The 13,307-nt window shown below is 37.4% G+C and carries 10 protein-coding genes; 7 read left to right on the forward strand and 3 right to left on the reverse strand.

Going from position 1 to position 13,307, the window contains the following annotated elements; genetic code table 11:
• Positions 1-250: 250 nt before the first annotated feature.
• The 7 genes from AC07XN_RS19535 (at position 251) to AC07XN_RS19565 (ending at position 8,601) form a co-directional block, all read left to right on the forward strand.
• A complete protein-coding gene (locus AC07XN_RS19535) occupies positions 251-673 on the forward strand; it encodes a hypothetical protein (protein WP_494744257.1) in 423 nt (140 codons plus the stop codon).
• A gap of 149 nt (positions 674-822) precedes the next feature.
• The gene (locus tag AC07XN_RS19540; protein WP_309912921.1) at positions 823-1,908 is read left to right on the forward strand and encodes an efflux RND transporter periplasmic adaptor subunit; all 1,086 of its coding nucleotides are present in this window, start codon (positions 823-825) and stop codon (positions 1,906-1,908) included.
• 147 nt (positions 1,909-2,055) lie between these two features.
• Positions 2,056-5,262 carry an efflux RND transporter permease subunit gene (locus AC07XN_RS19545; RefSeq protein WP_494744258.1) on the forward strand — a complete coding sequence of 1,069 codons (3,207 nt, stop codon included), beginning with the start codon at positions 2,056-2,058 and terminating at the stop codon, positions 5,260-5,262.
• Positions 5,255-6,694, forward strand: a complete 1,440-nt coding sequence (locus AC07XN_RS19550) for a TolC family protein (RefSeq protein WP_309913116.1) — start codon at positions 5,255-5,257, stop codon at positions 6,692-6,694. The genes AC07XN_RS19545 and AC07XN_RS19550 overlap by 8 nt, the downstream gene beginning before the upstream one ends.
• Positions 6,695-6,831: 137 nt before the next feature.
• Positions 6,832-7,524 (forward strand): helix-turn-helix transcriptional regulator, encoded by a 693-nt coding sequence (locus tag AC07XN_RS19555; protein WP_494744259.1) that lies wholly within the window; start codon positions 6,832-6,834, stop codon positions 7,522-7,524.
• Positions 7,525-7,628: 104 nt separating this feature from the next.
• Entirely contained in the window at positions 7,629-8,012 is a 384-nt protein-coding gene (locus AC07XN_RS19560) for a DUF1761 domain-containing protein (protein ID WP_494744260.1), read from the forward strand.
• Between the two features lie 10 nt (positions 8,013-8,022).
• Positions 8,023-8,601 carry a YdeI/OmpD-associated family protein gene (locus tag AC07XN_RS19565; RefSeq protein ID WP_494744261.1) on the forward strand — a complete coding sequence of 193 codons (579 nt, stop codon included), beginning with the start codon at positions 8,023-8,025 and terminating at the stop codon, positions 8,599-8,601.
• A 92-nt stretch (positions 8,602-8,693) separates the two neighbouring features.
• On the opposite strand, the gene ilvN is transcribed toward AC07XN_RS19565, so the two are convergent.
• From ilvN to ilvD, 3 genes are all read right to left on the reverse strand, one after another.
• Positions 8,694-9,224, reverse strand: coding sequence for an acetolactate synthase small subunit (gene ilvN / locus AC07XN_RS19570; protein WP_309912936.1), 531 nt, complete (start codon positions 9,222-9,224; stop codon positions 8,694-8,696).
• 114 nt (positions 9,225-9,338) lie between these two features.
• Entirely contained in the window at positions 9,339-11,081 is a 1,743-nt protein-coding gene (gene ilvB / locus AC07XN_RS19575; protein WP_494744262.1) for a biosynthetic-type acetolactate synthase large subunit, read from the reverse strand.
• An 82-nt stretch (positions 11,082-11,163) separates the two neighbouring features.
• The gene (gene ilvD, locus AC07XN_RS19580; RefSeq protein WP_494744263.1) at positions 11,164-12,846 is read right to left on the reverse strand and encodes a dihydroxy-acid dehydratase; all 1,683 of its coding nucleotides are present in this window, start codon (positions 12,844-12,846) and stop codon (positions 11,164-11,166) included.
• Positions 12,847-13,307: the final 461 nt, after the last annotated feature.

The raw sequence follows: 13,307 nt of genomic DNA on the forward strand, positions 1-13,307 counted from the left end.
AATTTTGAGTGTATTTACTTAAATATTTTTAATAATTATTTGTTAAAAATATTTATTCTTTGGAACAGTTTTTGAATAAAAATATTTAAAAAAAAATTGTTGTGACAACGATTTTTTTTTGAGTGTACGAGAATCAATGTAAAATATGAAAGATATAATATAAAAAATAAAAGAAGTTGTGGTGCTTAGCGTAAATTTTAGATTAAAAATTTTGCAAGTATAATTATCACGAATTACTTTCAACCTCGAAATGAAAAAGGCATTCATAAAATATCCCTTATTTTTATGTGTTCTCCTGTTGAGTTTAACAAGTCAATTGTTTGCTCAAACACACAAGGAGGCTGCCTTTCATTTGCCCAAAAATACGCTTGAAGAGTCCCAAAATTTAAGCGTTAGTACAGAAGTGCCCTTCCAGTTTTTTTTCTCTACAAGTTCTTTAGACGGCAAAGGAAATACCTTTTTTGCATATGATGAAGAGAATATTGAAGAAGAAGAAAGCTTTGTAACGCCAAAAAAGAATGCAGAAGCCGCTTCTTATTTTACGATTCCTTTTTTTGGCTGGTATACTGGATTTACCCTACTCGATTTACCTCAAGTCTTACTTTTCTGTAAGCATTATTCCCCTTTCTTTTCAGTTGATTTAAATATAGTATTCTGTGTCTTCAGAATATGATTTAATATCTATCTAGCAGATAATACTGCCCAAATCTTCACAAAATTATTTTATTTCTTTAGGCAAAGCATTTTAGTTTCAATGGCTTATTGATGTTTTCTTATGCCACGCAATACAATCTAAAATCCAGTAAACCAATAAAAATTATCATGAAAAAAATTCTCATGTTCATGAGTATAGGTGCTATGTTGTGCCTTACTAGTTGCGAATCAAAAAAAGAGGAAGAAAAAGAAGAACAAACTAAGTTACTCGTTACCAGCCCATTAAAAAAAGATACAACGGCTATCAATGAGTACGTTTCTCAAATTCGCTCGATACAACACATCGAATTGAGAGCCCTAGAAAGGGGTTATTTACAAAAAATCTACGTAGACGAAGGGCAATTTGTAAAAAAAGGACAGCTAATGTTCCAGATTTTGCCGTTGCAATACCAAGCTGAATTTCAAAAAACTCAGGCTGAAGCCAATTATGCTGAGATTGAGTATAAAAACACGAAATTATTAGCGGATAGCAACATCGTTTCTCGTAATGAGTTGGCCTTAACTAAAGCCAAATTTGATAAAGCAAAAGCTGAAATGGAGTTGGCTAAAGTGCACCTTGGTTTCACTGAAATCAAAGCGCCTTTTGATGGCATCATGGACCATTTCTATGTACGAGAAGGTAGTCTTCTGGCAGAAGGAGATTTGCTTACGACTTTGTCTGATAACAGCAAAATGTGGGTATATTTTAACGTTCCAGAATCAGAATATCTAAATTTCAAAACTAAGTCGAACAATAGTAATGTGCCAGTTGTAAAACTCAAGATGGCTAATCAGGAGATTTTTGAATATCCAGGACTTGTTCAAACAATTGAAGCCGACTTTAATAATGAAACGGGAAATATTGCCTTCAGAGCTACCTTCCCTAACCCTAATAAGTTATTAAGACATGGAGAAACAGGTAACATCCAAATGGTTGTACCGCTGAAAAATGCTGTGATTATTCCACAGAAAGCTACATTCGAAATCTTGGAAAAGAAATATGTATTTGTAGTAGACAAGAATAATGTAGTTAAGTCAAAAGAAATTACGATTGGTGCTGAATTGCCAGATTTATATATCGTCAAAAGCGGATTAACTGGTAATGAAAAAATACTTCTTGAAGGTTTGAAGAAGGTTAGAGACAACGATAAGATTATCTACGATTACAAAGACCCTAAATCGGTCATTGCTAATCTGAGAGTTTATGCGGAGTAGTCAAGCAGTGGTGTGAAATAATGATTGGATGAATAAGCGATTCTTAAATCCTTTATCCATCACACATTAGCTATCAAGCTATTATTCATTAAATCACTTATTGACTAAGTCACTCATTTATATCTGTATTCAAACAAATTCAAGGATATGTTTAGTAAATTCATTCATAGGCCAGTATTGGCCATAGTAATATCAATTGTCATTATTTTCTTGGGGGTTTTGTCTATTAAGACCTTACCCACCTCACAGTTCCCTGAAATTGCTCCACCTGTAGTAATGGTGAGTGCCTCTTATCCTGGAGCTAGTGCCAAAGTACTGACAGAATCCGTTCTTATTCCACTTGAACAAGCCATCAACGGTGTTTGGGGAATGAGATACATGACCTCCGATGCTACCAGTGCGGGTGAGGCTAACATCCAGATTGTATTCAACCTAGGAACCGACCCTGACCAAGCCTTAGTGCAGGTTAATACAAGGATTGCACAGGTTTTGAACAGACTCCCACCATTAGTACAACGTGAAGGGGTAGTTGTAAACCGTGTAATGAACAGTATGTTGATGTATGTCAACCTGTATAGTAAAGACAAGAACGCCGATATGAAATTCTTGTTCAACTTTGCTGGGGTAAACATGATTCCTGAACTACAACGTATCAATGGTATCGGACAGGCTCGTATTTTGGGTAGCCGTCAATATGCGATGCGTGTGTGGTTAAATCCTGATAGAATGCGTGCTTACAATATTTCAGCAGATGAAGTAATGGCCGCACTGTCTGATCAAAGTGTGATTGGTTCACCCGGTCGTGTAGGTAGAGCAGATGGTAAGCGAGCAGAAGCACTAGAATATGTGTTGACCTACCAAGGTAGGTTTAATAAACCCGAACAGTATAAAGACGTAATTGTAAGGGCCAATGCCAAAGGGGAAATCCTAAGGCTAAAAGATGTCGCCAATGTAGAGCTAGGAAGTGAGTATTACGATATTTATTCTAACCTGAATGGTTATCCATCGGCGGCTATTGTATTGAAGCAGACTTATGGTAGTAATGCTAGTGATGTTATTAAGAACGTAAAAAACAAATTGGATGAACTGAAAAAGACGTCGTTCCCTCCGGGAATGGATTATCAAATCAGTTATGACGTTTCTAACTTCCTTGATGCTTCTACCGAAAACGTAATCCATACATTAAGAGATGCCTTTATTTTGGTGGCATTGGTAGTGTTTATATTCCTTGGCGATTGGCGTTCTACGCTTATTCCAACGTTGGCCGTACCAATCTCTCTTATTGGAGCCTTTACGTTTATGAAGTTCTTTGGACTTACCATCAATATGATTACGCTTTTTGCACTCGTATTGGCAATTGGTATTGTGGTAGATGATGCCATCGTCGTCGTCGAGGCCGTCCATGCCAAAATGGAAGAAGAACATCTCTCCCCCTATAAGGCTGTACGGAAAGTACTTGGTGAAATCAGTGGAGCCGTTATCGCGATTACCTTATTGATGACTGCCGTGTTTGTACCAGTAGCATTTATGTCGGGTCCAGTGGGTATTTTCTATCGTCAGTTCTCTATCACGATGGCCAGCTCAATTATTCTCTCTGGTATTATTGCCCTTACGGTTACTCCTGTATTGTGTGCCATGATTTTGAAAAACAATCATGGAAAGCCTAAAAAGAAAAACATACTTGACAAAGGTATCGATGCTTTCAACAGAGGTTTTGAAAAACTTACTGGAAAATACGTAGGGCTATTACGTCGTATTGCGCATAAAAAATGGATTACCGTAGGGATGTGGGTAGTATTTGTTGGCGGAATCGTTGCCATTACGAGTAATCTTCCATCTGGGTTTATTCCAAGTGAAGACCAAGGGATGATTTATGCCATTATTCAGACACCTCCAGGGTCAACGCTTGAAAGAACCAATGATATTTCTCGCAAGCTTCAGACGATTGCTGAGAAAGTAGAAGGAATTCAATCGGTATCGGCACTAGCAGGTTATGAAGTACTTACTGAAGGGCGTGGTTCAAATGCGGGTACTTGTTTAATTAACTTAAAACCTTGGTCAGACCGTAAGCATTCTGTTTCTGAAATCATCTATGAACTAGAAGAGAAGGCAAAGGATATTCCTGGAGCGACAATCGAATTCTTTGACCCACCAGCTGTACCGGGATACGGAGCTGCGGGTGGTTTTGCCTTGCAATTGCTTGATAAAACCAACAGTGGTGACTATAACCAATTAGAACATGTGAAGAATGACTTTATGAGAGAATTGGAAAAACGCAAAGAGTTGACAGGTTTGTTTACTTTCTTTAGCGCTAACTATCCTCAGTATGAATTGGAGATTGATAACCAATTGGCTATGCAAAAAGGTGTTTCTATTGGTAATGCCATGAATACCTTGTCAATTTTGGTAGGTAGTACTTATGAGCTTGGCTTTATCAAATTCCAACGTTTCTTCAAAGTGTTTGTGCAGTCGTCGCCTGAATTCAGAAGATTGCCTGAAGATATCATGAAGCTTTATGTAAAGAATAATCGTGATGAGATGGTGCCTTTTTCAGCCTTTATGAAAATCAAAAAGATGCAGGGGCCTAACGAAATCAACCGTTATAATATGTATTCAACGGCTTCTATCAGAGGTGGTGCAGCTAAAGGATTTAGTAGTGGTGAGGCAATTGCGGCGGTGCAAGAAGTAGCCAAAAAGACTTTACCACACGGTTTTGATATCGACTGGGCTGCACTTTCATACGATGAAGTTAGACGTGGTAACGAAGCTGTTTATATCTTCTTAATCGTGTTAGCCTTTGTTTATGTAGTTTTGGCTGCACAGTACGAAAGCTTTATTATTCCATTAGCCGTAATTTTATCTTTACCTGCTGGGGTTTTTGGTTCATTTATGTTCATCAAGTCAATGGGATTAGCCAATGATATTTATGCACAAGTAGGTCTGGTCATGTTGATTGGTTTGCTAGGCAAGAATGCTGTGTTAATTGTAGAATTTGCCATGCAAAAACATCATGAAGGAGCAACCGTATTGGAGGCTGCCATCGAAGGAGCCAAAGTTCGTTTCCGTCCTATCTTGATGACATCCTTTGCATTCATTGCTGGGTTAATTCCATTAGTGATGGCTCATGGTGCTGGTGCTATCGGAAACCGTACCATTGGTGCTTCTGCCCTAGGCGGTATGCTTTTCGGTACCATTTTCGGAGTACTGATTGTACCTGGCTTGTACTACATATTCGGCTCTATAGCTGAAGGCCGTAAGCTCATCAGAGACGAAGATGACGACTCGTTGACCGAAAGCTTAGTTCATTCAATAGACTCTTTCCCACAATTAGACGACAGCAAAGATGATGAATAATAGAAAGACCCTGAACTATTTAGTAGCAAGTAGCATACTTTCTCTGGTGGCAGCTTGTATGCCAGCCTCATTGGTTCAGGTTAATAGAAAAGAAAACAAAACAGTCCCTGCGAGCTATAACAGCTCGCAGGATTCTACCAATAGCGTAAAAACAAAGTGGAGGGATTTTTTTACTGACCCTAACTTGATTGCTTTGATTGACACGGCTTTACACAACAATCAGGAATTGAATATTACCCTACAAGAAATTGAAATTTCGAGAAACGAAATTCAAGCACGAAAAGGGGAATATCTACCTTTTGTTAATTTAGGCGGAGGAGCAGGTGTTGAAAAAGTATCTAGATATACTAGTCAAGGTGCTAGCGATGCTTCTTCTGAAATCAGACCCGGTAAAGAAACACCTGAGGTATTGCCAGATATGTATTTTGGAGCATTTGCCAGATGGGAACTAGATATTTGGCACAAACTGCGTAATGGTAGAAAAGTAGCAGTAACTAATTACCTAGCTTCTATTGAAGGTAAAAATTTCTTGGTAACTAATTTGGTTTCTGAAGTTGCTAAGTCTTATTATGAATTGATGGCACTTGATAATCAGCAAGATATTATCAGAAAGAACATCGTTATTCTGAATAATGCACTATCAATCATCAAGCAAGAAAAAGATGCGGCTAAAGTTACCGAACTAGCCGTAATTAGGTTTGAAGCAGAGGTATTCAAAACGCAAAGTCTTCAATACGAAATTCAGCAAAAGATTGTTGAAACTGAAAATAGGATTAATTTCTTAGTAGGTAGATTACCACAACACGTTCAAAGAAATTCGGAGAATTTTAATGGATTAGTTCCTGATAAAATTTCAGCGGGTATTCCCTCACAATTATTGGAAAACAGACCAGACATCAAACAAGCAGAATTAAATTTGTCGGCAGCTAAATTGAATATCGATATAGCTAAAGCTAATTTTTACCCTTCTTTGGGTCTTTCAGCAGGTTTAGGGTTTAGATCTTACAGTCCGTTATATTTATTGAGCATTCCTCAAGCATTAATGTCATCAATTGGGGGTGACATAGCAGGGCCGTTAATTAACAAAAATGCTATTACTGCTACTTACAAAAATGCGAATGCGAAGCAAATACAGGCTGTTTATGATTATGAACGAACCATTCTGAATGCATGTATTGAGGTGACTAACCAGTTATCTAATATTGGTAATCTGGAAAAGAAATACACCATGAAAAACAATCAGGTGCAAGCTCTTACTAAGTCAACGGACATCTCACTGAAGTTATTCAAATCAGCAAGAGCTGATTATATGGAAGTATTATTAACGCAGCGTGATGTTTTAGAGTCAAGAATGGAGCTGATTGAAACCAAAATGCTACAAATGAATGCCCTAGTAAATACTTATAGAGCATTAGGTGGTGGTTGGAATTAATCAGTAATCGATAAACATTTGCTATTTAATCATTAGGATTACACAAAAAGAGTCTGTTTTTGAAACAGACTCTTTTTGTGTAATTTAGCCATTCAAGGACACTGTGAATCCTAATAACGATTTTGAAAATTTGAATAATGAACGATAACGACACAAAACGGCTTTCACGCTTAACTGCAATTTTGACACAATTGCAAACGAAACGCCTTTTGACGGCTAGGGAATTAGCAAACAAATTTTCGGTGAGTATCAGGACTATTTATAGAGACGTCAGGGCTTTGGAGCAAGCAGGAGTACCAATTCTAACGGAAGAAGGAAAGGGCTATACGTTAATGGAAGGATATAAAATTCCTCCTGTAATGTTTACAGAAAGCCAAGCCAATGCTTTAATTTTGGCTGAACAGTTGGTATTAAAAAACAAGGATGCCTCTTTTATTAAAGACTACACAGAAGCTATCGACAAAATTAAGGCTGTATTAGGGCATAGTATAAAAGACAAAGCAAACCTATTGGCAGAACGCACCCGATTTATTCAAAACATCAACAATGAAAGAAACAGTAATAATATATCAGTGTTACAATTTGCTCTAACAAATTTTTATCTGACAAGGATTGAATATATCAACGAAGCAGAAAACGTTACAAGCAGACTGATTGAACCATTTGCCTTATTAAGCACACAAGAGAATTGGTTATTAGTAGCATGGTGCCGTTTGCGGAATGAGTTTCGCTTTTTTCGACTTGATAGAATCAAAAAACTAGAGGTGCTTACCGAGCAGTTTACTCCCCATGAAATGACCTTACAAGAATATTTTGATAAGTATCATTAATTTGTTTTACCCCTGACATAGGGCTGTCATTACCCTCCTTTAGCTTTGCATCATAAACTTAAAAAAATAATTTTATGATCAATCAACTAGCAAATCTAAATTGGATGAGTGTCTTAATAGCTTTTGTGCTATATTGTTTTGAGGGTGCTTTGTGGTTCACTTTACTATTCAGTAAACAGTACAAAATATCTTTGGGAAGAGAAAACGAAACTTTACCCAACAAACCCATTTTTATTATTGGCCCCGCAATTTGTACATTAGTGGTTACAATTGTAAGTGCCATATTAATGTATGCACTGAATATATCCACATGGGCACAGATGTTTGAATTTTCATTACTTACTGGCATTGGATACTTGGTTGCCAACACGTTTAATATAGCCATCAATCCAAATATTCCTCGACCAATACTCTATGGAATCATTAGTGGCTCGTATCATTTAGTAGGTATTTTGATAACAAATAGTATTCTATTCATCATGAAATAATGAAGGACTGATGCAAAACAAGGATTTAGAAACTTTTTACCCTACAAATCGCCAAGAATGGAGAGAATGGCTAATTGAAAATCATCGCTTAAAACAGTCTATTTGGCTTGTTTGCTATAAAAAAAAGACTAAAATGCCAACCATCTCTTGGAGCGAAGCCGTGGAAGAAGCCCTTTGTTTCGGCTGGATTGATAGTACAAGGAATACAGTAAACGATGAGAAGTTTGTACAGCTTTTCAGCAAAAGAAAAGCGAAGAGTACTTGGTCAAAAGTTAATAAAGAGAAGGTTTTGCTGCTTATTGAACAAGGACTGATGACACAGGCTGGTCATGAAAGCATTGAACTTGCTAAACAAAATGGTTCATGGATAATACTAGATGAAGTAGAAGCCTTAAGCATTCCACCAGATTTGGAAGAGGCACTCAAAGCTAATCCGGATTCAATGGATTATTTCTTGAGTTTAAGCAAGTCGGTAAAGAAAGGTATCTTACAATGGATTGTACTGGCTAAACGAACTGAAACTAGAGCGAAAAGAATAAACGAGATCGGAGGAATGTTGGCACAAAAGCTAAAACCAAGACAGTTTTAATTTTTTGTTAATTATATTTTGACTTTCTAAAATCATTTATCACTAGGGAGGGGATTAATTTCCTCCCTAATGATAAAATTGCATTTGTAATACTAAACAATTTCCCAATCATGTTCGGGTAAATATTCTACTAACCCTTTTTCGGTTTTACCTACCGCTACTCTTCCAGACTTCAGGTATTCTAGTATTTCCCAGTTTTTCATGTATTGATAAAACTCTAGTATTTCAGTTTCTGTACCATTCTTTTCAATCACTACATAGTCGAGTCCCCAGTGAACTACTTTTGCATTCCAATCAAGGTTTATTTCCTTGATATTCAAAGGAGAACCGCCTAGTGGTGTTGCCAATTTAAAAAGTGCGATTTCGTTGAATACAATTTCATGGTCTAGATAACCAAAAACGGCCAAGACATCAACAACTTTACGAATTTGACGTACTAACTTTTCAACAGCCTCACGGCTTTCATGACGAATCACAATCGTGAACCTTGAAACACCTTTACGTTCGGTTTCGCAAACATTTAAAGATTCAATATTTAACCTTCTCCTTGTAAAAATAATGGTAATTCGATTCAACAAACCAACGGTATTGGTTGTGAAAACGGATAATGTGTATGTTGTCATTTTAAAGTTCTAAATTTAGATTTTAGCTAATAGAATAAACATCTAAGAGGTATTTGAAAAGAAGTAATTGACTGATGAGAAATCACTCAATCACGATTCATTCACTCCATAAATTTATTCTAATCTAATCGCTGAAACACTTGCTCCTGCTGGCACCATTGGGAAAACGTTTTCTTCTTTTTCACAAACGATTTCTAATAAATAAGGTTTATCAGAAGCTAATAGCACATCTAAAGATTCTGACAAGTTGGCTCTATCACTCACGGTATGTCCAGCGATACCAAAACCTTTAGCAATCGTGATAAAGTCAGGGTTTTGTAATTCTACAAAAGAATAGCGTTTGTCAAAAAACAACTGTTGCCATTGGCGAACCATTCCTAAGAAATTATTATTCAGGATAATAATCTTAACAGGCAAGCCACTTTGTGCAATAGTTCCTAATTCTTGAAGGGTCATCTGGAAACCACCATCACCTATAATAGCAATTACTTCACGGTCGGGTGCTCCTACTTTCGCCCCAAAAGCGGCAGGTAAAGCAAAGCCCATTGTACCAGCTCCACCCGAAGTAACTAACGAATTCCAAGTATTGTATTGATAGTAGCGATTTGTTACCATTTGATGTTGACCAACATCCGTCACGGTTACAGCTTCACCTTTAGTTTTTGCAGAAAGCATCGTAACGGCTTCTCCCATTCTGATTTTATCACCCTCATGGAATACATCACGTTTCGTTATTTTCTCAAATTCTTCTTCGTCGTATTTTTTAAATTCAGCTTTCCAAGCCTCATGCTTGCGTTCTTTTACTAAAGGCAACAATGCTTTCAATGTTTGCTTAGCATCACCAATGACAGGAGCATCAGCAAACACATTTTTATTGATTTCGGCAGGGTCGATATCAATATGAACTACTTTAGCTTGTTTGATAAACTTGGCTAAATCGCCCGTTACACGGTCATCAAAACGCATACCAATGGCAATCACTAAATCGGCTTCGTCTGTTAATACGTTAGCGCCATAATTTCCGTGCATACCCAACCAACCTATATAATTTGGATGATTTGTTGGTATTGCCGACATCCCTAAAAGCGTAGTAGCTACAGGAATATCTGTTTTACGTACAAAAGCATCAAATTCTTCTTGAGCATTGGCAATGATAATACCATGACCTGCAAAGATATAAGGCTTCTGAGCGGCGTTAATCAATTTTGCAGCAGCTTCTACTTGGTCTTGTTTAGGTGTAAGTCTTGGGCGATAGCTAACGATTTCAGTACAAGGTTTGTACTCAAAAGGAATCGTCATCATATCTGCCTGAGCTGTACGAGTAATATCTAATAAAACAGGTCCTGGACGACCAGATTCAGCAATATAAAAAGCTTTCGCCATTGCCGCAGGAATTTCGTTAGGGTCAGTAATCTGATAATTCCATTTGGTTACTGGCATCGACATCCCGATGATATCACACTCTTGGAAAGCATCAGTACCCAATAAATTTGCCTTAACCTGACCTACTAAACAAACCATTGGTGTTGAGTCTAGCAAAGCATCTGCAATAGGCGTCATTAAGTTGGTTGCTCCTGGTCCAGACGTTACCATAGCAACGCCCGCACGGCCAGTCATACGTGCATAACCTTGTGCAGCATGACCAGCACCTTGTTCATGACGGACTAGGATATGTTTGATTCTATCTTGATAATCATAGAGGGCATCATACGTTGGCATGATAGCGCCACCCGGATAACCAAATATGGTTTTAACATTATTTTCAACCAAGCATTGCATGATTGCCTGTGCACCTGTCAAAAACTTAGCAGGTTCAGCTTTCTTTTCCTCTACGGTCATGGTTTGTGAGTTTTCCATGGTTAAATTTCTTTATTTGTAATGAATAAATGTCAGATTGTGGTTTTGTTTCATTGATAAACCAATCATTTTATAAGGGCTCTTACAAATCCGTCACACAGCCTTCACTTGCTGTTGATACGTTTTTAACATATTTGCGTAATACTCCTTGTCTGAATGGTGATGGTGTTGGTTTCCATTCTTTACGTCTCTCTGCTAATTCTTCATCAGAAACATGTACATGAAGGATATTATTTACGGCATCAATTGTGATTAAATCTCCATCTTTCACCAAGGCAATATTTCCACCTATTTGTGCTTCTGGTGTGATGTGTCCAACTACAAAACCGTGGGTTCCACCTGAGAAACGACCATCCGTAATCATCGCTACTTTGTTGCCTAAACCAGCACCCATTACTGCCGAAGTTGGCTTCAACATTTCTGGCATACCCGGTCCTCCTTTTGGCCCTTCGTTACGAATTACAATTACTTGCCCTTCTTTAATTTCTCCTTTTTCCAAGAATTCAATTACTTCCTCTTCACATTCACATACTTTTGCAACACCTTCAAATTTCTCTCCTTCTTTTCCTGTAATTTTTGCTACAGCACCATCTGTTGCCAAGTTGCCATATAAAATTTGTAAGTGACCAGTCGCTTTGATTGCCTCACTGATAGGCTTAATAATTTTTTGAGTATCAAAATTAATTTCTGGTACTTCAGCCAAGTTTTCTGCAATGGTTTTACCCGTAATTGTCAAGCAATCTCCGTGTAGTAAACCTTCTTGCAATAAATATTTCATTACTGCTGGCACACCACCAATAGCCAACATATCTTCCATGTAGTATTTACCTGATGGCTTTAAATCAGCAAGCAATGGCGTACGGTCTGAAATATCTTGAATATCTTTTAAGGTAAAATCAACTTCAGCAGCACGTGCAATGGCCAAATAGTGAAGCACTGCATTAGTAGAACCACCCATCGCCATTACCACTGTCATAGCATTTTCAAATGCTTTACGTGTCATTATATCACGTGGACAAATGTTTTTCTCTAACAAGTTTTTCATGGCTGCACCAATTGCCAAACACTCTGCTTTTTTACCCTCATGTGTTGCAGGATATGATGAAGAATTTGGTAAGGTTAAGCCCATTGCTTCCATTGAAGAAGCCATCGTATTAGCAGTATACATACCGCCACAAGCACCAGCCCCAGGAATGGCATTTCTGATTACCCCTTCGTAGTCTTCATCTGAAATATTACCTGCGAATTTCTTTCCTAATGCTTCAAAAGCAGAAACGATGTCTAATTTTTGTCCTTTGTATTCACCAGAACGAATCGTTCCACCATATACCAACATCGCTGGGCGGTTCAAGCGAGCGATTGCCATCATAGCACCCGGCATATTTTTATCACAACCTACTACCGCAATTACGCCGTCGTACCACTGTGCTCCCACTACGTTTTCGATTGAATCGGCAATTAAATCACGAGAAGGTAGGGAATAAGACATTCCATTATTACCGTTTGTCATTCCATCAGAAACCCCAATTGTGTGGAAAATCAAACCCACCATGTCATTTTCCTGAATTCCTTTTTTCACATGTACCGACAAACCGTTAAGGTGCATATTACAAGTATTTCCTTCATAACCCGTGCTGGCGATACCAATTTGGGCTTTCTGCATGTCTTCTTTCGTTAAGCCAATGCCGTATAACATTGCTTTTGCTGCTGGGTTGGTAACTTCTTGCGTAAGGGTTCTGGAAAATTTGTTTAGTTCTTGTGACATCTTGAATTGAAATGTTTTGAATCAGAATCTAGCGATTGTACTATATCCTTCAATGGTTATTTAAGATTATTTTTCAGCAAACAGTATTTGTACTTTATCTACTTTTATTACATTTTTCTAAGAATCAAAATCCTTTTAAACAAAAGACCTTTCTCCGGTGTGAGAAAGGTCTTGGTATATTAGAAAATATCAAACCGTCTCACACCGATTGGGAGAGTAGAATTACCACTAGGACGATATTGATAAATTGGTTTAACATCTTTTCTTAGAATTTTTTCTAGCGAATTTTCGCTGTTGTTTCTTTGTTTACTTAACAAATATACAGGAGTTAATTTCTTAATTCCAAGGAAACACCAAATAATATTTTAGTAATAAATACTTAAACCAATTATTATTTTCTGAATGAACCTTTAGTTTCAAAAGATAATTCTTTAAATAGTTAAAATCATTAGGTTTTATTT

This window comes from Arcicella sp. GW458-12-2-14-TSB2 (assembly GCF_059423785.1).